At 42.4% G+C, this 22,208-nt stretch carries 14 protein-coding genes; 13 read left to right on the top strand and 1 reads right to left on the bottom strand.

All coding sequences use genetic code 11. The annotated features are described in order from the left end of the window. Nucleotides 1–146 precede the first annotated feature (146 nt). The 9 genes from glmS (at nt 147) to OCF95_RS03545 (ending at nt 8,930) form a co-directional block, all read left to right on the top strand. The gene (glmS, locus tag OCF95_RS03585) at nt 147–1,955 is read left to right on the top strand and encodes a glutamine--fructose-6-phosphate transaminase (isomerizing) (protein ID WP_261027214.1); all 1,809 of its coding nucleotides are present in this window, start codon (nt 147–149) and stop codon (nt 1,953–1,955) included. Between the two features lie 224 nt (nt 1,956–2,179). Beyond that, entirely contained in the window at nt 2,180–3,229 is a 1,050-nt protein-coding gene (locus tag OCF95_RS03580; protein ID WP_261104917.1) for an LLM class flavin-dependent oxidoreductase, read from the top strand. 219 nt (nt 3,230–3,448) lie between these two features. Then, complete coding sequence (locus OCF95_RS03575; RefSeq protein WP_261104915.1) at nt 3,449–4,456, top strand: uroporphyrinogen decarboxylase family protein; 1,008 nt, start codon at nt 3,449–3,451, stop codon at nt 4,454–4,456. 9 nt (nt 4,457–4,465) lie between these two features. Continuing rightward, a complete protein-coding gene (locus OCF95_RS03570; protein ID WP_084947831.1) occupies nt 4,466–4,669 on the top strand; it encodes a hypothetical protein in 204 nt (67 codons plus the stop codon). A gap of 2 nt (nt 4,670–4,671) precedes the next feature. Continuing rightward, the gene (locus OCF95_RS03565; RefSeq protein WP_049499508.1) at nt 4,672–5,670 is read left to right on the top strand and encodes a uroporphyrinogen decarboxylase family protein; all 999 of its coding nucleotides are present in this window, start codon (nt 4,672–4,674) and stop codon (nt 5,668–5,670) included. 11 nt (nt 5,671–5,681) lie between these two features. Then, nucleotides 5,682–6,560 carry a transporter substrate-binding domain-containing protein gene (locus OCF95_RS03560; RefSeq protein WP_023946740.1) on the top strand — a complete coding sequence of 293 codons (879 nt, stop codon included), beginning with the start codon at nt 5,682–5,684 and terminating at the stop codon, nt 6,558–6,560. A gap of 177 nt (nt 6,561–6,737) precedes the next feature. Continuing rightward, complete coding sequence (locus tag OCF95_RS03555) at nt 6,738–7,430, top strand: amino acid ABC transporter permease (RefSeq protein WP_004256697.1); 693 nt, start codon at nt 6,738–6,740, stop codon at nt 7,428–7,430. 3 nt (nt 7,431–7,433) lie between these two features. Then, nucleotides 7,434–8,156, top strand: coding sequence for an amino acid ABC transporter permease (locus OCF95_RS03550; protein ID WP_024056765.1), 723 nt, complete (start codon nt 7,434–7,436; stop codon nt 8,154–8,156). Nucleotides 8,157–8,165: 9 nt separating this feature from the next. Further along, nucleotides 8,166–8,930, top strand: coding sequence for an amino acid ABC transporter ATP-binding protein (locus tag OCF95_RS03545; protein WP_023946737.1), 765 nt, complete (start codon nt 8,166–8,168; stop codon nt 8,928–8,930). Nucleotides 8,931–9,005: 75 nt separating this feature from the next. On the opposite strand, the gene OCF95_RS03540 is transcribed toward OCF95_RS03545, so the two are convergent. Beyond that, nucleotides 9,006–12,902: a pullulanase gene (locus OCF95_RS03540; protein ID WP_261104914.1), complete on the bottom strand. Its 3,897-nt coding sequence runs from the start codon at nt 12,900–12,902 to the stop codon at nt 9,006–9,008. 450 nt (nt 12,903–13,352) lie between these two features. Between OCF95_RS03540 and rpoB the strand changes: the two genes are divergently transcribed. From rpoB to OCF95_RS03520, 4 genes are all read left to right on the top strand, one after another. Further along, a complete protein-coding gene (rpoB, locus tag OCF95_RS03535) occupies nt 13,353–16,958 on the top strand; it encodes a DNA-directed RNA polymerase subunit beta (protein ID WP_261037463.1) in 3,606 nt (1,201 codons plus the stop codon). Nucleotides 16,959–16,996: 38 nt separating this feature from the next. Further along, nucleotides 16,997–20,674, top strand: coding sequence for a DNA-directed RNA polymerase subunit beta' (gene rpoC / locus OCF95_RS03530; RefSeq protein WP_185760937.1), 3,678 nt, complete (start codon nt 16,997–16,999; stop codon nt 20,672–20,674). Nucleotides 20,675–20,977: 303 nt separating this feature from the next. Then, on the top strand, nt 20,978–21,400 hold the full coding sequence (gene ndk / locus OCF95_RS03525; protein ID WP_004239114.1) for a nucleoside-diphosphate kinase: 423 nt from the start codon (nt 20,978–20,980) through the stop codon (nt 21,398–21,400). Between the two features lie 132 nt (nt 21,401–21,532). Continuing rightward, complete coding sequence (locus tag OCF95_RS03520) at nt 21,533–22,162, top strand: hypothetical protein (RefSeq protein ID WP_004239116.1); 630 nt, start codon at nt 21,533–21,535, stop codon at nt 22,160–22,162. The last annotated feature ends 46 nt before the right edge of the window (nt 22,163–22,208 follow it).

The raw sequence follows: 22,208 nt of genomic DNA, 5'->3' as shown, positions 1-22,208 counted from the left end.
ACAGGAGAGTAATTTGAACTATACCAATTTTTACTCTTGACAAGTGAAAGAAACAAGTATATACTGTTTTTGCTGATTCTATAAAAGAGGAATTAGACTATACCAATTTTAAGGAGAAAGCACAGCTGGTCTGTGTCGTATATACTATGTGTGGAATTGTTGGTGTTGTTGGAAACACAAATGCAACTGATATTTTGATTCAAGGGCTTGAAAAGCTCGAATACCGTGGCTATGATTCTGCGGGAATTTTTGTTCTAGGTGGTGCTGAAAACCATCTAGTCAAGGCTGTTGGTCGTATAGCAGAATTGTCTGCCAAGACAGCTGGTGTTGAGGGAACAACTGGTATCGGACATACTCGTTGGGCGACTCACGGGAAACCAACGGAAGACAATGCTCACCCACACCGCTCTGAGACAGAACGTTTTGTTTTGGTGCACAATGGGGTGATTGAGAACTACCTTGAAATCAAGGAAGAATACCTTGCAGGTCACCACTTCAAAGGGCAAACAGATACGGAAATCGCCGTTCACTTGATTGGAAAATTTGCAGAAGAAGATAGCTTGTCAGTTCTTGAAGCCTTCAAAAAAGCTCTTCACATCATCCGTGGTTCTTATGCCTTTGCCTTGGTTGACTCACAAGATCCTGAAGTTATCTACGTAGCTAAGAATAAATCACCACTTTTGATTGGTCTTGGGGAAGGATATAACATGGTATGCTCAGATGCTATGGCTATGATTCGTGAAACCAACCAATACATGGAAATTCATGACCAAGAGTTGGTAATCGTCAAGGCTGATAGTGTGGAAGTTCAAGACTATGATGGCAACAGTCGTGAACGTGCTAGCTATACTGCGGAACTTGACTTGTCTGATATCGGTAAGGGAACTTACCCTTACTACATGCTTAAGGAAATCGATGAGCAACCAACGGTTATGCGTAAACTCATCCAAGCCTACACAGATGAGGCTGGTCAAGTTGTCGTAGACCCAGCTATCATCCAGGCTGTTCAAGACGCAGACCGTATCTACATCCTTGCAGCTGGGACATCTTACCACGCAGGATTTGCTTCTAAGAAAATGTTGGAAGAATTGACAGATACACCAGTTGAACTTGGAATCTCATCTGAGTGGGGCTACGGTATGCCACTTCTCAGCAAGAAACCACTCTTCATCTTTATCAGCCAATCTGGTGAAACAGCGGATAGCCGTCAGGTTTTGGTTAAGGCTAATGAAATGGGAATCCCAAGCTTGACAGTGACAAACGTACCAGGCTCAACTCTTTCTCGTGAAGCTAACCATACTATGCTTCTTCATGCAGGTCCTGAAATTGCCGTGGCATCAACCAAGGCCTATACAGCACAAATTGCAGCCCTTGCCTTTCTTGCAAAAGCAGTAGGAGAAGCAAATGGCAATGCCAAAGCGCAAGCCTTTGACCTGGTTCATGAATTGTCAATCGTAGCTCAGTCTATCGAGTCAACTCTTTCAGAGAAAGAAAACATTGAAGCCAAGGTTCGTGAGCTTCTTGAAACAACTCGTAACGCCTTTTATATTGGGCGTGGTCAAGATTACTACGTAGCTATGGAAGCAAGTCTTAAGCTTAAAGAGATTTCTTACATCCAGTGTGAAGGCTTTGCGGCAGGAGAACTCAAGCATGGAACCATTGCCTTGATTGAAGAAGGAACGCCTGTTTTGGCCCTCTTGTCAGATCCAGTCCTTGCCAACCACACTCGTGGAAATATCCAAGAAGTGGCAGCCCGTGGTGCCAAGGTTCTCACTATTGCAGAAGAAAATGTTGCCAAAGATACAGACGACATCGTTCTTACGACCGTCCACCCTTACCTCTCACCAATTTCAATGGTTGTGCCAACGCAATTGGTCGCTTATTTTGCAACACTCCACCGTGGCCTTGATGTGGACAAACCACGTAATCTTGCTAAATCAGTAACGGTAGAATAAGCTAAAAAAGTCTAGTTACCTAGGCTTTTTCTTGTGAGCAAATGGGTTGCTTGTACTCAAGATTCGTGTTATACTCTTCGAAAATCAAATTCAAACCACGTCAGCTTCACCTTGCCGTACTTAAGTACAGCCTGCGGCTAGCTTCCTAGTTTGCTCTTTGATTTTCATTGAGTGTTAGAATAATTTGTCAAAATGAAGGACCGAAATAGACAAGGAGAATTACTGTGGTAGAATTGGGAATTTCAACATTTGGGGAAACAACGGAGCTTGAAGGGACTGGACAGACTTACAGTCATGCCGAACGCATTCGCCAGTTGCTGGCAGAGATTGAACTGGCTGACAAGGTTGGTTTGGATGTGTATGGGATTGGTGAGCACCATCGAGCGGATTTTGCGGTATCAGCCCCAGAGATTATCCTGGCAGCTGGGGCAGTCAATACCAAGAAAATTCGTTTGACTAGTGCGGTCAGCATTCTCTCGAGCATGGATCCGATTCGTTTGTTCCAACAGTATGCCACTATTGATGCTTTGTCAAATGGACGTGCGGAGATTATGGCTGGAAGGGGTTCTTTCACGGAATCATTTCCCCTGTTTGGATATGATTTGAAAGACTACGAAGCGCTTTTTGATGAGAAATTAGACTTGCTACAGTTAGTTAATGAAAAGACCAAGTTAGACTGGCAAGGCCGCTTGACCCAAACAATATCTGGCAAGGAAGTTTATCCTCGTCCAGCTCAGGACAAATTACCCTTGTGGATAGCGACAGGTGGTTATGTCGAATCAACAGTGAAGATTGCTCAGGCAGGCCTACCGATTGTCTATGCTATTATTGGTGGTAATCCGCGTTATTTTAAAAAGTTGATTCAGGCTTATCGTGAGATCGGTAGGGATGCCGGTCATGTAGAAAAAGACCTGAAAGTGGGAGCTCATTCTTGGGGTTGGATTGCTGAAGATGGCGAGCAGGCGGTGAAAGATTATTTCCATCCAACCAAGCAAGTGGTGGATGCTATTTCCAAAGACCGTCCGCACTGGCAGGAATTGCGTTATGAGCAATATTTGGAGCAAGTTGGGCCAAATGGTGCTATGTTTGTGGGCAATCCAGATCAGGTGGCCGAAAAATTGATTCGTATGATTGAAGACTTAGGTTTGGACCGCTTCATGCTCCATCTACCGCTTGGTTCCATGACCCATGACCAGGTTCTGAGAGCTATTGAACTATTCGGAATGCAAGTGGCACCCAAAGTACGGGAATACTTTGCCATGAAAGAGGCTTAATAAAAAATCCTAATCAGGCTGATAAAAAATCTATATAACAACTATTTTAAAAAAGCAATAAACAGAAAAGAATCTCTGAAAAGCTAGTAAAATCAAGCTTTCCAGAGATTTTTTCGTTATTGATATAAACAATATCAATCAAGTCGATAGTCAATATATATTGGGAAAAGGTCAAAAGGAGTGGTAAGATGGTTTCAATCCAAATGGAAGGAGAAAAGTATGACAAGTAAAAGAGAGCTGGTTTTTAAAGCCATCCGAGGAGAAGAGGTGGAACGAGTTCCTGTAGGCTTTTGGTTTCATTTTGTAACACTGGAGGAAAAAGGGCAAGGTTTAAATAACCCACGTATCTTTCAAAAAAGTGTAGAGGGACATCGGAAGTACGTTGAAAGAATTCATCCTGATTTTGTCAAAATGATGAGTGACGGATTTTTCATTTATCCAAGTAATGTCTACAGTCCTTTGGTTTCAAGTATTCAGGAGCTGGCTTCTATTGAGTCGATTGGTGAAAACCATCCTTGGATTCAGCAACAAGTAGAAGTGGTAGAAGCTATTCGAGCAACCTTCACTGAGGACATTGCTTCATTCTACAATATCTTTTCTCCGATTTCCTACCTGAAACGTTGGTTTCGTACAGAGACTTCTAGAGGTGATAAGGAGGTTGCTAATCTATTACTCGAAAATCCAGAGCTATTCAGGGAGATTTTAGATGTAATAGCTGAGGATATCGCAATCCTAACCAAGGCAATCATTCAGGATGGTGGAGCAGATGGAATCTATCTCAGTACACAAGAAATTCAGGATGAGCGCATCACAGCAGAATTGTATCAGACCTATATCGAGCCAAGCAACATAAAGGTTTTAGAAGCTGCCAATCAGGTAGGTGGGGTAAATATCCTGCATATCTGCGGTTTCCAAGGTGCCAGTAACAATGTGACTATTTTCAAAGATTATCCAGCCCAAGTTTTCAATTGGGCAACCCACCATGAAGCAGTCAGCTTACCTCAAGGTCAGGAGCTATTTCATGGCAAAGCGGTCTTGGGTGGTTTTGAAAATGGAAAGCAGAGCCTGCTTTATGGAGGTAGCAAGGCTAAACTACAAGAGGAAACCAAACGCTTGTTGGCTGAAGCTGGGACTAGAGGAGTCCTTCTTGGAGCGGATTGCACGGTTCCAGATGACTTTGAATTAGAACGATTGGACTGGATTCGTCAGGCTGCTATTTTAGAATAGGAGGGCCTTATGAAAAGAAAAAAGTGGCTATTGGTAGGGACGGCCCTCGGCTTTGTCATCTTACTTGCGATCAGTCTTACAAAGGGACTTACTTGTAAGGAAGGGCCAAGTTGTCATGGGATTCAGGATTTTCAGAAGAGAAGTCTTCGCTTTATTCAAACCAATGATATTGCCAGTGTTTTATTAGTTGAAAAAGAAAGAAATGGAGAATAGAGATGTCAGAAAAAAGAGAATGGGTTTTAAAAGCATTTAGAGGAGAAGTGGTTGACCGTGTACCTGTAGGTTTTTGGCACCACTTTACATCAGAAGAGGAATGGTTAAAGGGATTTTCCAATCCTGTGATTATTGAAAAGAACATACAAGGTCACAAACGTTTTATCCGTGACCTACATCCAGACTTTATCAAGTTGATGAGTGATGGCTATTTTGCTTATCCAAATCCAGTTATTGCCAAAGGAAAGTCACTCCAAGAGTTGGCAGAGATTCAACCTCTGGGTGAAGATCATCCGTGGATTAGAGAGCAGGTAGAATTAGTGAAGAAGATTAAGCAGGAGTTTACGGAAGATATTGTTGCTATTTACAATATTTTTGCGCCTGTGACCTACCTCAAATGGTTACTTGGAGAAGTGTCTGGTGGAGATGATCTCATTGCAGATTTCTTAGTTCAAGATTCTCAGAAATTGAAAAAAGTCCTTGATGTGATTGCGCAAGATATCGCTAGCTTGAGTCAAGCTATTATTAAAGATGCAGGAGCAGACGGTATTTATCTCAGTGTGCAAAGTATTCAGGATGCGCGTGTTTCTGCTGAAGCCTATCAGGAGATTATTGCGCCGAGTGAACTGACTGTTTTAAAAGCGGCTAAGTCGGTTGGTGGGGTAAATATCCTTCATATCTGTGGCTATGAAGGAGCTCGAAACGATATTCATATCTTTGCCGACTATCCAGCTCATGTTTTTAACTGGGCAGTTGGTCCAGAAGGAATTAGCCTAAAAGAAGGTCGTGAGATTTTCAAGGGTCGTGCTGTTCTGGGAGGATTTGAAAACGGTGAAGATGGCCTTCTTTATCGAGGCAGTAAGGAAGAAATTCAAGCTGAAACCAAACGATTGGTAGAAGAAACAGGAAAAGAGGGCTTCATACTTGGAGCAGATTGTACCATTCCGAGTGATATTGCAGTGGAGCGTATCCAGTGGGTGAGAGAGGCATTAGATAAGTAAAGGAGAAGAATATGAGTAAGAAAACATGGATTATTGGTGGAGTTGCGGTTGCGGCAGTGCTTGGAGCAACGATTATTGGTAGAACTTTGGCGGGAGCATCTGCTAAAGGTGCAGATGCAGTTTCATCTGGACAAGTAACAACTTTAAAAGTTGCCCATACTCAAAACTATGTCCCTTATGATTTTATTGACGAAAAAGGGGAATCAGATGGTTATGAAGTCGCTGTTTTAAAGGCGGTTGATGAGAAATTAGCAGATTATAAATTTGAGTATACTGGAACTAGTGATGATGATCTCTTGATTGGACTTGAGTCTGGCAAGTACGATATTGGAACTAAAGGTGCTTGGTATACAGATGAACGGGCTAAGAAATTTATTATTCCATCTGAGCCAGTAGGAGCCAGCATTATTGGTTTTACTGTTAGAAAAGAAGATGAAGCCAAATATAAGAATATTGATGATTTTGCCAAAAATAAAGGAAAATTAGTACCCATCTCTCCTCAAAATGCCCAGTGGAATGTCATCAATAGTTATAACGAGAAGCATAAGGATACACCAATTGAGTTGACAGCTGCTGAATCCTTCAAGGTGGCAGATGCTTATGCTTGGGTTTTAGAAGGACGATATGATGCCTTCTTTGATATCAAGTTATCTTTTGAAAAAGCAGTGACAGCAGAGGATGGTTCTTACCACCAATATGCGGACAAACTTAGCTGGTTCCCTTATAAAGGAATCCCAACCTATCCATTGATTCACCGTGATGAAAAGGGTGAGAAGTTTGCTAAAGAGTATGAAAAAGCTATTAAAGAATTAAAAGAAGACGGTACTTTAGCTAAGCTTTCTCAAAAATACTTTAAAGAAGACGTCTTTAGCTACGTTGATAAAGATTAGATGAACAATCAGGAATGTTATACTCTTCGAAAATCTCTTCAAACCGCGTCAACGACGCCTTGCCGTAGGTATGGTTACTGACTTCGTCAGTTCTATCCACAACCTCAAAACACTGTTTTGAGCAACCTGTGGCTAGTTTGCTTTTTGATTTTCATTGAGTATTAGAAAGAGGTTTATATGGTTTCATATGATTTTTCAAGAGTGTTCCAATTTTTACCAACCTTATGGCAGGCTCTTCCGATGACCTTGTCCATTCTCTTTTTTACTACAATCCTTGGTTCCCTTTTCGGTGGCTTACTGGCTTGGGCTCAAGTGGGAGAAGATAAGACTTTTGCAGGTCTTTCTAAGGGTTATATTTTCACTCTTCGCTGTACTCCTCCTATTGTTTTACTATTCCTTGTCTTTTATGGTTTACCTGAATTTTTAAAATGGTGGTTGAATTTAGATATCAACAACTGGTCTAAGACGGTCTTCGTCTTATTCACCATGGTCTTGCTATTTGCGGCTATCATTGCAGAAGTGTTTAAGGCTTCTTATCAGGCAATTCCCAAAGGTCAGATGGAAGCTGGAGTCAGTATTGGTCTGACCCCTAGTCAGACATTTTGGAGAATCATTTTTCCTCAGGCTTTTCAAGTGGCTCTTCCAAATATGACGACCGCTATTCTAAATTTGATGCGGGACGCTGCCCTAGCATATACGATTGGTTTTGTGGATGTCATGGGGGCTGGGAATCTCTTAATCAGTCGTAATTTGGGGAATTACTCTCTTGAAACCTATACAGCGGTTGCCATTCTTTATTGGGGTGTAGCCTTGGCTGTTTCCTTCTTGAGTCGCTTGTTAGAAAAATCTTTGGAAACGAAAGGGAGATAGGATATGGATTTAGACTATATTGCAAAAACCTTTTTAGAGACCTTAAAAGGGGTACCGACCACCTTGATTATCATGATTGTAGCCATGATCTTAAGTTTTCTACCAGCCTTGTTTTTAGCTCTGGGACAAATATATAAAGTAAAAGGTGTTCGAACTTTCTCTCTCGTGTATCTAGCTTTTATAAGAGCAACACCTCCGATTTTGCTGATTCTTTTCTTTTATAGTTTGTTTCCGAGTTTGCTCAATCAATTTCTCAAAAGCATAGGAAGTGATGTTGATATCTTTAAACTCAATCCGATCTATTATGCTTTTATTATCTATAGCCTGATGACAACAGGTAGTTTATCAGAAATCTTACGTTCGGCTATTTTGACTGTGGATAAGGGACAATTAGAAGCTGCACAAGCGATTGGCTTAACCACTAGTCAAGCTTATGTGAGGATTATTTTTCCACAGGCCTTGCGATCAGCTCTGCCCAATCTGGCTAATCTAGTTATAAATATTGTAAAAGGAACCTCTTTGGTTTTTGTGATGACCATTAAGGATATTACAGCCATTGCCCGTGTTGAAGCGTCTTATGGTTATCAGTATTTTGAATCCTATTTTGTGATCTTTTTACAGTACATTCTTATTTGCGGATTGATTCAATGGGGCTTTTCAATTATAGAGAAACGCTATATTCGAAGAGAAAAGGGACAAGTAGTGCCCAGTACAGGTTTAGCATAGGAGGAGACAATGTTACAAGTAGAACATGTTGCAAAAAAATTTGGAGACAGACAAGTCCTAGAAGATGTTAATCTCAAGGTCAACCAAGGGGATGTGGTTGTAATATTGGGGCCATCTGGATCAGGTAAAACGACTTTTCTCAGATGTCTCAATCATTTAGAAAAGGCCGATAGTGGCTCTTTGAAGCTTGCTGATAAAGACTACGATCTTGGCAAATTGACCAAAAAAGATATTTTAGAAATTCGCCAGAAGACAGCCTTCGTTTTCCAACATTATAATTTATTTGCTAATAAGACCGCCTTGGAAAATATTTTAGAGGGCTTGGTAATTGCTCGGAAAATTCCTAAGGAAGAAGCAACCAAACGTGCGGAAGCTGCCTTAGAAAAAGTTGGTTTACTAGCTTATAAAGATTATTATCCTTCTCAGCTTTCTGGAGGCCAGCAACAACGAATTGGCATTGCGCGTGCCATCGCTGTGAAACCAGAGGTCATTTTATTAGATGAGCCGACATCGGCCTTGGATCCAGAGTTGGTAGGAGATGTTTTAGATGTTTTAAAACAGTTAGCTAAAGAAGGAGTTACTATGGTAGTAGTGACTCATGAGATGGGTTTTGCCAGAGATGTAGCCAACCATGTCATTTTTATGGATGGTGGGAAAATTGTTGAAGAAAATAATGCCCATGATTTCTTTAGTCGTCCAAAAGAAGAAAGAACCAAGCAATTTTTGGCACGAATACTCTCGGATGCGACCTATAGTGTGGAATATATGATTTGACAGATAGGATTATCAGGGCAAAAATTAATCCCCCGAGCTTTAATGCTTGGGGGATTGTTCTATAGGAGGGCTAGTTTAGTTCTCTTTTTTGTTTTTTAGTAAGAACCCGAGACCTAGAAGGGCAAGGAGACTAATTCCTGCAAACAGGAGTTTGTGATCGTTTTTGGTTCCTGTATTTGGAAGTTCAGCTTGTTTAGCTAGAGGCGCAGGTATATTTTCCTTGCTAGGGTTTTCTACTGATTCGTTTTGAACAGCTTCACTTACAGATGATACTCGTGCTTCTTGGGCTGGTTTTTCAGCTTGTGAATCAGTTGTAGTTTGGCTAGGTTTATGATCTGCGTCCGCTACTTTTGTATCTAGTTTTGTAGAGTCAGGTTTAGTTTGTGGAGCTGGATCTTGATGTTCCGGTTTGACGACTCGGTTTGGAGTATTTTCTTGGCCGTTATTTTGACCTTGCTCTTGTGTTAAGCTAGAAAGATCAAATTCTGGTTTTTCTTCTACAGCTGGGGCAACGATGGCACCGCCTTGAGAGACTCGAAGAACAGTAGCTGTAAGGGCATTTAATTTCAAGCCTTTTTCAGTCCATTCAAGCCCCTGAGGGTTGGCAATTCCGACTGGACCTGCTTGATTTTCATCTGCTAAAACTTCAGCATTTCTGAGGTGGGCAAAGGCAGTTCCCAAGTTAAATTCACGAGCTTTTTCGTCCGCATTGACAAAGACTGCGTAGATATCTCCGTTTGGAGCAGTGATTTGGTAGCCAATGACCACGTCTTCTTTTTCCACACCATTTTGGCCTGGTACAGTGATGAGGTGGACACGGTCTTTGATATCTTGAAGACTCTTAAGTCGGAAGGCATCTGTAGATTGACGAAGGGCAATCAACCCTTTCATATAGTCACGACTCTTGACATTTTCAGGATAAGCTTTGCTGTCTGTAGCCTTAGTCCAGTCAAACTTATTGATAGCGTCGCTAGAATCGTAAGAGTCATGGATGAAGTAAGGATAGTCAAATGGATTGCCGTCCTTATCACGCAACAAGTGAGATTTGTTTGGAACCTTGTTCTCTTCTACTGGGGTCTTGTAGGCTGGGTCACGGAATTGTTTGGTGCGTCCGTATTCCTGACCAGAGTGGATAAATGGAGTTCCTTGAGCTGTCAAGACCATGAGGTTTCCAAGTCGCAAACGACGATGGATTTCAGCATAGTTCTCAGCCTTGCTTGGGTCTTTTTTGATAGACTGGGCAATGATATCAAAGAGGGTCAAGTTATCATGGGCTGCTATGTATTGGATGACATCTCCAGGGCTATCTGCTTCAAAGTTGGTTGGCTGAGCAATGAGATTTTTAAAGATAGTGTTGACATCACGCTTGCCACCCGTGATAAAGGCAGGTTGACCTTCATTTGGATAACCAGACTTGAGGTTGTTACGGATGTCATCTGAAAAGACAGCGACAGTATCGGTATGTTTCATCCAATCTTGGTCAGCAGCTCTAGTAGGCATGTTTTCATCACCAGCATAGGTTCTCCAACCTTCACCCAGCATGATGAGGTTTGGATTGAGGGCGCGTGCAGCCTTGTACGCTTCTTCGATGGAAGCGGCATCATGGTCTCCCATCATATCGAAGCGGAATCCATCTACTTTGTAGGTATCAACCAGATATTTGATAGAGTCAACTAGGAGCCGTTTGGTCATATGGTGGGTTGTTCCCAAGCGTCCACCACCAAAGCTAGTGCGAGGTGTCCCATCAGCATCCATAAAGTGGTAGTAGTTTGGTTCTAAATCTTCAAAGATATCGACTTTAGCTGTATGGTTATACACTACGTCTAGGATAGCTCCCATACCACGTTTGTGGATTTCATTGATGAGATTTTTAAACTCTGCGATTCGTTTTTCTGGATTCTTAGGATCGCTTGAGTACATACCAGTCAAGGAGAAGTAGTTTTGAGGGTCATATCCCCAGTTGTAGTTGCTGTTGCTTGAAGCATAGTCAGACAAGCGTTCATGGTTCTTCAATTCATTGACAAAGTAGTAAGACAAGACTGGAAGGAGCTGGATGTGGGTCACACCCAAGTCTTTGAGATAGTCTAGTTTTTCAATAAAGGCTTCAAAGGTACCAAATGGTTTGGTCAAGTCTTTTGCAATGGCAGGATCTGAAGTGAAGTCACGCACATGAGCTTCGTAGATAACGGCATCTTCACGAGTCTTGAAGTTGTGAATCTTACCATAAGTCAAGTCTTGAGGTCCTAGTTTAGCTGGATTTACAAAGGCGGCTTTAGCCACTTTATGGGCATCGTCAATCTTGGCATCGTCACTATTCCAAGCAGCGAGGGACTTAGCGTAAGGATCGAGTGCAAGAACAGTTTTACCCTGACGCTCGATTTGGTATTGATAATAGTATCCAGTGAAATCTGTGATTCCGAGTTTGTTTGTGCTATCTAGAGTTTGTTTCCAAGTACCTTTTTCCCCTTTTTCAAGAGCGACAGTTCCAACCACTTTTTCAGGGTTATTCTTGTCGTAGACAACGACAGAAACCTTGTCAGCACTTGGTGACCAAAGGGTTAAATCAACTTGTTTTCCTTCTTCTTTTAGGTCAGCTCCAAGTTTGCCATCATAACTGTAAGTCTCATCTTTCAGACGCCAGCTTGTTTTGGTAGTGAATTGGTCAGCGTTGTAGCTCACGGTATAAGGATGTTTTGTGTCCGAGAAATCTCCACTGTAGGTCACTTTCTTACCAGCTTCATCGATTGCAACATCGGTGATAGCTACTTTATTTCCTAGGTGATTAGTGATGTTGGAGTGTTTGAGGATATCCTCTTTTTTAGCACCGACAAGTGTTGAAAAACTACTCTCAATGCTAGAAGTGCCTACGTGTTGGGCTCCTGTCATACGGATATCATGGACATAGTATGGATTTGTGTAAATCGATTCATCATCGTCTTTTAGGAAAATTTGGCTATGATTTTTTAAATCTGTGAACTTATAATCTTCTTTACGGATTTTCACATCGTCTCCTTGTTTGTTTCTGTCTAGTAATAAAAATCCAAGGTCTTTAGCTGCATCTTTGAGTGGAATATCGATATAGCGACCATATTTGCCTGTAGCCGTAAAATCTGTTCCGTTAGGCCATTCACCACTACTTGGATTTTTCACATCTCCCCAGTACCAGAGAGATTTCTTGTCATAGTTGCCATCTGTACGGTAGTAGTTGACGCGAATAGTTCCTGCAGGTTGTGGCTCGTAAGAGAAAACCTTGTGTTCTTGGTCCAACCAAGCCTCATTCATATTTGGTGCCAGTTTTTCTATCGATTTATCGCCGGTTAGATTTTTCCCAGCTGTATTATTGATGAGGAAGCTAATTTTCTTGGCTTGTTCTCCCTTTAATTTGACATCTAGGTAGTAGCCATAGTCATCTTTTTTGGCATCCTTAAAGGACAAGGCTCCGTTAGGCCAGTTTTCAGATGGTTTTTCAACATCGTCCCAAGTCCATAGTCCTTGAGCATCCTTGTTTTCTTCAGGAAGCTTTTTGACATGGATACGGAAGTAGTTGTCTTCTATTGGTTCTTCTGCCTTAGTTTCAGTCGTTACTGGACTCGTAGAAGTAGTTGGTTCACTTGAACGATCTTGTCCGGTTTGTGGGGCTGAATCGGCGGGAGTTGCAGCAGGAGTAGTTGGCTCTGTTGCAGGTTTTTCTTCTGTTTTCTTTAGGGAAGCGTTTGCACTATCGGGTGAAGAAAAATCGCTTTCGTTCTTGCCAGCGATGTTTGTTGCATCAGTAAGAGGTTGAGTAAGGGAGGTCGTATTTCTGTTGCTGGGTTCGTTAGTGGTTGGTGTATTTTCGTTTGCTGAGATAGTTGGTGTAGCCATGGCAAGCAGAATAAGGCTTGCTCCAATAAGGACAGAACCAGTTCCATTTTTGAGGGAACGGATGCTGTAGACCATTTTTTTCTCAGTTTGAGATGGTATTTTTCTCATAATGATTCTCCAATCAATAAATTTCTATCATCAGTATAGCACTTAGTAAAATAAGATGCAAGCGTTTTCCTAAAATTAAAATAAAAGAAAAAATCGCAACAAATTTTGTTACGATTAAGCCAGTATTTCTTATAGGAAAAGATTTTGTCAAAAAATCGTTAATCCCCTTGAAAAATCTAGCTAAATAGGGTATAATATGAATAATCATTTGTCGTAGGTTTTGTCTGAAATATTGTCCAGACAAGGCTCACAGCAGTTAAATCTTCTGAAGAAGTCAGATTTAGCTGCTCTTTTTGTGCTTTTTTTCAGGATTTTGAGTGCTTGTAACAAAGACTTAAAGATTCTGAAAATTTATCAAGAGGACACGGTGATAGGGGTTTTTAAAACCATATGACGATTAGAAAAGCCTGATTGACAAGGCTTGGAACTTATTTACAAAGGAGAATCATCTTGGCAGGACATGACGTTCAATACGGGAAACATCGTACCCGTCGTAGTTTTTCAAGAATCAAAGAAGTTCTTGACTTACCAAATTTGATTGAAATTCAAACTGACTCATTCAAAGATTTCCTAGACCATGGTCTTAAGGAAGTATTTGAAGATGTATTGCCAATTTCAAACTTCACAGACACAATGGAGTTGGAATTTGTTGGATATGAAATCAAGGAACCAAAATACACGCTAGAAGAAGCTCGTATCCACGATGCTAGCTACTCAGCACCAATTTTTGTAACCTTCCGCTTGATCAATAAAGAAACAGGCGAAATCAAAACCCAAGAAGTTTTCTTTGGTGATTTCCCAATCATGACTGAAATGGGTACTTTCATCATCAATGGTGGTGAACGTATCATCGTATCTCAGTTGGTCCGCTCACCAGGTGTTTACTTTAACGATAAAGTTGATAAAAACGGTAAAGTGGGGTACGGGTCAACTGTTATCCCTAACCGTGGAGCTTGGTTGGAACTTGAAAGCGACTCAAAAGATATTGCCTACACTCGTATCGACCGTACTCGTAAGATTCCATTTACAACATTGGTTCGTGCGCTTGGTTTCTCAGGTGATGATGAAATCTTTGATATCTTTGGTGATAGCGAATTGGTTCGCAACACTGTTGAAAAAGATATCCACAAGAATCCAATGGACTCTCGTACCGACGAAGCTTTGAAAGAAATTTACGAACGCCTTCGTCCAGGTGAGCCTAAGACTGCTGAAAGCTCACGTAGCTTGCTTGTAGCTCGTTTCTTTGACCCACGTCGTTATGACTTGGCAGCTGTCGGTCGTTACAAAATCAATAAAAAACTCAATGTTAAAACACGTTTGCTTAACCAAACTATTGCTGAGCCATTGGTAGACCCTGAAACAGGCGAAATCTTGGTAGAAGCTGGAACAGTCATGACTCGTAGCGTGATTGAAAGTATTGAAAGCTATTTGGATGGCGACTTGAACAAGATTGTCTACATTCCAAATGATGCAGCCGTTGTGACTGAGCCAGTTGTTCTTCAAAAATTCAAGGTTGTTGCTCCAACTGATCCAGACCGTGTTGTAACTATTATTGGTAATGCTAATCCAGATGACAAGGTTCGTATCGTCACTCCTGCAGATATTCTTGCCGAGATGAGCTACTTCCTCAACTTGGCTGAAGGGCTTGGCCGTGTAGATGACATCGACCACCTTGGAAACCGTCGTATCCGTGCGGTTGGTGAATTGCTTGCTAACCAAGTACGTCTTGGACTTTCTCGTATGGAACGTAATGTCCGTGAACGGATGTCTGTTCAAGACAACGAAGTCTTGACACCGCAACAAATTATCAATATCCGTCCTGTAACAGCTGCGGTTAAAGAATTCTTTGGTTCATCACAGTTGTCACAGTTCATGGACCAACACAACCCACTTTCTGAGTTGTCTCACAAACGCCGTTTGTCAGCCTTGGGGCCTGGTGGTTTGACACGTGACCGTGCTGGATATGAAGTACGTGACGTGCACTACACTCACTACGGTCGTATGTGTCCAATCGAGACACCTGAAGGACCTAATATCGGTTTGATCAATAACTTGTCATCTTACGGACACTTGAACAAATATGGTTTTGTTCAAACACCATACCGTAAAGTTGACCGTGAAACAGGTGTTGTTACGAACGAAATCGTTTGGTTGACAGCCGATGAAGAAGATGAATTTACTGTAGCACAGGCTAATTCTCGTCTGAATGAAGATGGAACATTTGCTGAGAAAGTTGTCATGGGTCGTCACCAAGGGGTCAACCAAGAGTATCCAGCTAATGTTGTTGACTACATGGACGTATCACCAAAACAGGTAGTTGCCGTTGCGACAGCATGTATTCCTTTCTTGGAAAACGATGACTCCAACCGTGCCCTCATGGGAGCCAACATGCAACGTCAGGCTGTACCATTGATTAATCCTAAAGCACCTTACGTTGGTACTGGTATGGAATACCAAGCAGCCCACGATTCAGGAGCTGCTGTGATTGCTCAGTATGACGGTAAAGTTACCTATGCAGATGCTGACAAGGTAGAAGTTCGTCGTGAAGATGGTTCATTGGACGTTTACCACATCCAAAAATTCCGTCGTTCAAACTCAGGTACTGCTTACAACCAACGCACTCTCGTAAAAGTTGGCGATGTCGTTGAAAAAGGCGATTTCATCGCTGACGGCCCTTCTATGGAAAATGGAGAAATGGCGCTTGGACAAAACCCAATCGTTGCCTACATGACTTGGGAAGGTTACAACTTCGAGGATGCCGTTATCATGAGCGAACGCTTGGTGAAAGATGATGTCTACACATCTGTCCACCTTGAAGAATACGAATCAGAAACGCGCGATACAAAGCTTGGGCCTGAAGAAATTACTCGCGAAATTCCAAATGTTGGGGAAGACGCTCTTAAAGACCTTGACGAAATGGGTATTATCCGTATCGGTGCTGAGGTTAAAGAAGGTGATATCCTTGTAGGTAAAGTAACACCTAAGGGTGAGAAAGACCTTTCAGCTGAAGAACGTCTCTTGCACGCTATCTTCGGAGATAAATCTCGTGAAGTGCGTGATACTTCTCTTCGTGTACCACACGGTGCTGATGGTGTCGTTCGTGATGTTAAGATCTTTACACGTGCAAATGGAGATGAATTGCAATCAGGTGTTAATATGCTGGTTCGCGTCTACATCGCTCAAAAACGTAAGATCAAGGTTGGAGATAAGATGGCCGGACGTCACGGAAATAAAGGGGTTGTCTCTCGTATCGTTCCTGTAGAAGACATGCCTTATCTTCCAGACGGAACTCCAGTCGATATCATGTTGAACCCACTTGGGGTGCCATCACGTATGAATATCGGTCAGGTTATGGAGCTTCACCTTGGTATGGCTGCTCGTACTCTTGGTATTCACATCGCAACACCAGTCTTTGACGGAGCAAGTTCAGAAGACCTTTGGTCAACTGTTAAAGAAGCAGGTATGGATAGCGATGCCAAAACGATCCTTTACGATGGACGTACTGGTGAACCATTTGATAACCGTGTTTCTGTCGGAGTCATGTACATGATCAAACTCCACCACATGGTTGATGATAAATTGCACGCGCGTTCAGTCGGACCTTACTCAACCGTTACCCAACAACCACTCGGAGGTAAAGCTCAGTTTGGTGGACAACGTTTCGGTGAGATGGAGGTTTGGGCTCTTGAAGCCTACGGTGCCTCAAATGTCCTCCAAGAAATCTTGACTTACAAGTCTGACGATATCAACGGACGTTTGAAAGCTTATGAAGCCATTACAAAAGGAAAACCAATTCCAAAACCAGGTGTTCCAGAATCCTTCCGAGTTCTTGTCAAAGAATTGCAATCTCTTGGTCTTGACATGCGTGTCCTAGACGAAGATGACCAAGAAGTGGAACTTCGCGACTTGGATGAAGGAATGGACGAAGATGTCATCCACGTAGATGACCTTGAAAAAGCCCGCGAAAAAGCAGCACAAGAGGCTAAAGCAGCCTTTGAAGCTGAAGAAGCTGAGAAAGCAACAAAAGCGGAAGCAACAGAAGAAGCTGCTGAATAAGAATAAGCAGTTCACTTAGAATAGAAAGGGAAGAAATAGTGGTTGATGTAAATCGTTTTAAAAGTATGCAAATCACCCTAGCTTCTCCAAGCAAAGTCCGTTCATGGTCTTATGGAGAAGTCAAAAAACCTGAAACAATCAATTACCGTACTTTGAAACCAGAACGTGAAGGACTCTTTGATGAAGTTATCTTTGGTCCTACAAAAGACTGGGAATGTGCTTGTGGTAAGTACAAACGCATTCGTTATAGAGGGATTGTTTGTGACCGTTGTGGGGTTGAAGTAACGCGTACAAAAGTTCGTCGTGAGCGTATGGGGCACATCGAGTTGAAAGCTCCTGTATCTCACATCTGGTACTTCAAGGGGATTCCAAGCCGTATGGGCTTGACCCTTGATATGAGCCCTCGTGCCCTCGAGGAAGTTATCTACTTTGCGGCTTATGTGGTGATTGATCCTAAGGATACACCACTTGAGCACAAGTCTATCATGACAGAGCGCGAATACCGTGAGCGCTTGCGTGAGTATGGTTATGGATCATTCGTTGCCAAGATGGGTGCCGAAGCTATCCAAGACCTTTTGAAACAAGTAGATCTTGAAAAAGAAATTGCTGAACTCAAAGAAGAGTTAAAAACAGCTACTGGACAAAAACGTGTTAAAGCCATCCGTCGTTTGGATGTTTTGGATGCCTTTTACAAATCTGGAAACAAACCGGAATGGATGATTCTCAACATCCTTCCAGTTATTCCACCAGATCTTCGTCCAATGTTGCAGTTGGATGGTGGCCGTTTTGCCTCATCTGACTTGAACGACCTTTACCGCCGTGTTATCAACCGTAACAACCGTTTGGCTCGCTTGCTTGAGTTGAATGCACCAGGTATCATCGTTCAAAATGAGAAGCGTATGCTTCAAGAAGCGGTTGACGCTTTGATTGACAATGGTCGTCGTGGTCGTCCAATCACAGGACCAGGTAGCCGTCCACTTAAATCATTGAGTCACATGCTTAAAGGTAAACAAGGACGCTTCCGTCAAAACTTGCTCGGTAAACGTGTTGACTTCTCAGGACGTTCCGTTATCGCCGTTGGTCCAACTCTTAAGATGTACCAATGTGGTGTGCCACGTGAAATGGCGATCGAGCTCTTTAAACCATTCGTGATGCGTGAAATCGTTGCCCGTGATATCGTGCAAAACGTCAAAGCAGCTAAACGCTTGGTGGAACGTGGAGATGAGCGTATCTGGGATATCCTTGAAGAAGTGATTAAAGAACACCCAGTACTTTTGAACCGCGCACCGACCCTTCACCGTTTGGGTATCCAAGCCTTCGAGCCAGTCTTGATTGATGGTAAGGCTCTTCGCTTGCACCCACTTGTCTGTGAAGCCTACAATGCCGACTTTGACGGGGACCAAATGGCCATCCACGTACCGCTTTCAGAAGAAGCCCAAGCAGAAGCTCGTATCCTCATGCTAGCTGCTGAGCACATCTTGAATCCGAAAGATGGTAAACCAGTTGTTACTCCATCTCAGGACATGGTTTTGGGTAACTACTACTTGACTATGGAAGAAGCTGGTCGTGAAGGTGAAGGAATGGTCTTCAAAGACCGTGACGAAGCGGTTATGGCTTACCGTAATGGTTATGTTCACCTTCACTCACGTGTTGGTATCGCAACAGATAGCCTCAACAAACCATGGACAGAAGAGCAAAAACACAAGGTCTTGCTTACAACAGTTGGTAAAATTCTCTTCAACGACATCATGCCAGAGGGTCTACCATACTTGCAAGAACCAAACAATGCCAACTTGACAGAAGGCGTTCCAGCTAAATACTTCTTGCCACTTGGTGGAGATATCAAGGAAGCTATCAGCAATCTTGAACTTAACCCTCCATTCAAGAAGAAAAATCTTGGAAATATCATCGCTGAAATCTTCAAACGTTTCCGTACGACAGAAACTTCTGCCCTACTTGACCGTATGAAGAACCTCGGTTACCACCACTCAACTCTTGCAGGATTGACAGTGGGGATTGCCGATATCCCAGTCGTTGATGACAAAGCTGAAATCATTGAAGAATCACACAAACGTGTAGAACAAATCACCAAACAATTCCGTCGCGGTATGATCACAGACGACGAGCGTTACAATGCCGTTACAGCTGAATGGCGTGCTGCCCGTGAAAAACTTGAGAAACGCTTGATTGCCAACCAAGATCCTAAGAACCCAATCGTTATGATGATGGACTCTGGAGCCCGTGGTAATATCTCAAACTTCTCACAGCTTGCCGGTATGCGTGGTCTGATGGCTGCTCCTAACGGACGTATCATGGAATTGCCAATCCTTTCAAACTTCCGCGAAGGTCTGTCAGTACTCGAAATGTTCTTCTCAACTCACGGTGCGCGTAAAGGTATGACCGATACGGCCCTTAAGACAGCTGACTCAGGTTATTTGACTCGTCGTTTGGTTGACGTTGCCCAAGATGTTATCATCCGTGAGGACGACTGTGGAACTGACCGTGGTCTCTTGATCCGCTCTATTGCAGAAGGAAAGGAGATGATCGAGTCTCTCGAAGAGCGTCTCAATGGTCGTTACACTAAGAAAACTGTTAAACATCCAGAAACTGGTGCAGTGATTATCGGTCCAAATGAATTGATTACAGAAGACAAGGCGCGTGAAATTGTGAATGCTGGTGTGGAAGAAGTGACTATCCGCTCTGTATTTACATGTAACACTCGTCATGGTGTCTGCCGTCACTGTTATGGTATCAACTTGGCGACTGGTGATGCGGTTGAAGTTGGTGAAGCAGTCGGTACAATCGCTGCCCAATCTATCGGGGAACCTGGTACACAGCTTACAATGCGTACCTTCCACACGGGTGGGGTTGCCTCAAATACCGATATCACTCAGGGTCTTCCTCGTGTCCAAGAAATCTTTGAAGCCCGCAATCCTAAAGGGGAAGCGGTTATCACAGAGGTTAAAGGACAAGTTACCGCTATCGAAGAAGATGCCTCAACTCGTACTAAGAAAGTCTTTGTTAAGGGTGAAACTGGCGAAGGTGAATATGTTGTTCCATTTACAGCTCGTATGCGTGTTGAAGTTGGAGACCAAGTAGCGCGTGGTGCTGCTCTGACAGAAGGCTCTATCCAACCAAAACGTCTCCTTGCAGTTCGTGATGTCTTGTCAGTTGAAACTTACCTTCTCGGTGAAGTACAAAAAGTTTACCGTAGCCAAGGGGTAGAAATCGGTGACAAACACATCGAGGTAATGGTTCGTCAAATGATCCGTAAAGTCCGTGTCATGGATCCAGGAGATACAGACCTTCTCATGGGTACCCTTATGGATATCAATGACTTTACAGATGCTAACAAAGATGTCCTTATCGCAGGTGGAGTTCCAGCGACAGGTCGCCCAGTTCTTATGGGAATTACCAAAGCCTCACTTGAAACCAACAGTTTCTTGTCAGCGGCTTCCTTCCAGGAAACAACTCGTGTCCTTACTGACGCGGCTATCCGTGGTAAGAAAGACCATCTCCTTGGACTTAAAGAAAATGTTATCATCGGTAAGATCATCCCAGCAGGTACTGGTATGGCCCGTTACCGTAACCTTGAACCACAAGCTATCAACGAAGAAGAATACCTTAATCCTCCAGTAGAGGAAGAAGGAAATGAAGAAACAGCAGAAGTAGTTGTGGATGCTGCCGTTGAAACTGTGGAAGAAACAGTAGAATAAAAGAGAATGAGAGAGCCCTCGGGCTCTCTCATTTTTCTGAAAACTTTCTCCGTTTTTCCATGAAATGTGGTAAAATAATACTCAATGAAAATCAAAGAGCAAACTAGGAAACTAGCCGTAGGTTGCTCAAAGCACTGCTTTGAGGTTGTAGATAGAACTGACGAAGTCAGCTCAAAACACTGTTTTGAGGTTGTGGATAGAACTGACGAAGTCAGTAACCATACCTACGGTAAGGCGACGTTGACGTGGTTTGAAGAGATTTTCGAAGAGTATAAAAGAAAGAAGCTGACAAAGGAGACAGGTATGGAACAAACATTTTTTATCATTAAACCAGACGGTGTAAAAAGAGGATTAGTGGGTGAGGTGTTGAAACGCATCGAACAACGTGGATTTACAATCGAAAAATTGGAGTTGCGTACAAAGGTTTCAGAAGGGTTAATTGATCAGCACTATCAGGACTTGGTTGGTCAAAGTTTTTACCCACCGATTCGTGAATTTATGACTTCAGGACCGGTTCTTGTAGGTATCATTTCTGGTCCCAAAGTAATTGAAACTTGGCGGACTATGATGGGTGCAACTCGTCCAGAAGAAGCTTTACCAGGAACTATTCGAGGTGATTTTGCAAAAGCTGCTGGAGAAAATGAGGTTATCCAAAATGTTGTGCATGGTTCAGATTCAGAAGAGTCAGCTAAGCGAGAAATTGCTCTTTGGTTTGAAGAGAAATAGTAAAAGTTTGATGTAAGGGATACTTGCGTCAAACTTTTTTGCATTTTAGAGTAGAAAACTGACAGTTGAGAAATATTCTAGCAATGGTGAGGCTTTCTAGCATATAATAAGAGCAAGTATGGAGGAAGAATGATGGAAAAAATGAAAAAGCAAATTCGAGTTTTGTTATTGCTGACAGTTTTTGGTCTTAGCAGCTGTTCTTGTTTAAGTTTATCTACTTGGGCCTTGATGTTAAATCAAAACTGCTTCTATTATTTAGTTGGCATGTTGCTTCTTGCCAGTATTGGTGCAGGGCTAAACTATTATAGAGGGCAGGGAAATCAACATTATTCAGTTTTTAAGGAAGATAAGCAACAATTCTTGTATAGTCTCTTGCTCTTAGTAAATATTTTGGGTTTAGCTTTAATTGTCATAGAACATATCCTTGCAGGAAATACATCCGTAGAAGGATTTGTGGAAGCCTTTCTACCGAGTTTCTTTTTCTTATTTGGGATTGATTTGTTAGTTTTTCTGCCGATTCAGAAGTATGTAAATGGAGTGAAAAAGTTTTTGGGAAAGAAGGAAATCTGTTTTATTAGTGGACTAGCTATTCTAATCTTTCTCAGAAATCCTTGGATGCTATTGTCCATGACCTTTTATATTGCCTTGGGGATGCTATTTCTAGGACTGTTGGTGCCAAAAGTCATTCGCTGGGAAGTTTCATTTTACAGTCATTTGATGAGAGATATCTTGTTAGTTGTCTTCTTACTGTTTCTATTTTAAGAACAAAAAAAGAGATAGTTCTAGTTTTACAATTTATAATATGGAA

It is taken from the genome of Streptococcus mitis (assembly GCF_946188615.1).
GTDB lineage: Bacteria > Bacillota > Bacilli > Lactobacillales > Streptococcaceae > Streptococcus > Streptococcus mitis_BZ.
The sequence above is the reverse complement of the archived record's forward strand: the minus strand, read 5'-3'. Positions and strand labels throughout refer to the sequence as shown.

Bases quoted from the DNA above. Each gene is read 5' to 3' on its own strand.
- OCF95_RS03545 (WP_023946737.1), top strand. From the start codon at position 8,166: ATGTTACAAGTAGAACATGTTGCAAAAAAATTTGGAGACAGACAAGTC.
- OCF95_RS03575 (WP_261104915.1), top strand. From the start codon at position 3,449: ATGACAAGTAAAAGAGAGCTGGTTTTTAAAGCCATCCGAGGAGAAGAG.
- OCF95_RS03560 (WP_023946740.1), top strand. From the start codon at position 5,682: ATGAGTAAGAAAACATGGATTATTGGTGGAGTTGCGGTTGCGGCAGTG.
- OCF95_RS03540 (WP_261104914.1), bottom strand. From the start codon at position 12,902: ATGAGAAAAATACCATCTCAAACTGAGAAAAAAATGGTCTACAGCATC.
- OCF95_RS03555 (WP_004256697.1), top strand. From the start codon at position 6,738: ATGGTTTCATATGATTTTTCAAGAGTGTTCCAATTTTTACCAACCTTA.
- ndk (WP_004239114.1), top strand. From the start codon at position 20,978: ATGGAACAAACATTTTTTATCATTAAACCAGACGGTGTAAAAAGAGGA.
- glmS (WP_261027214.1), top strand. From the start codon at position 147: ATGTGTGGAATTGTTGGTGTTGTTGGAAACACAAATGCAACTGATATT.
- OCF95_RS03550 (WP_024056765.1), top strand. From the start codon at position 7,434: ATGGATTTAGACTATATTGCAAAAACCTTTTTAGAGACCTTAAAAGGG.
- OCF95_RS03570 (WP_084947831.1), top strand. From the start codon at position 4,466: ATGAAAAGAAAAAAGTGGCTATTGGTAGGGACGGCCCTCGGCTTTGTC.
- OCF95_RS03520 (WP_004239116.1), top strand. From the start codon at position 21,533: ATGGAAAAAATGAAAAAGCAAATTCGAGTTTTGTTATTGCTGACAGTT.
- OCF95_RS03565 (WP_049499508.1), top strand. From the start codon at position 4,672: ATGTCAGAAAAAAGAGAATGGGTTTTAAAAGCATTTAGAGGAGAAGTG.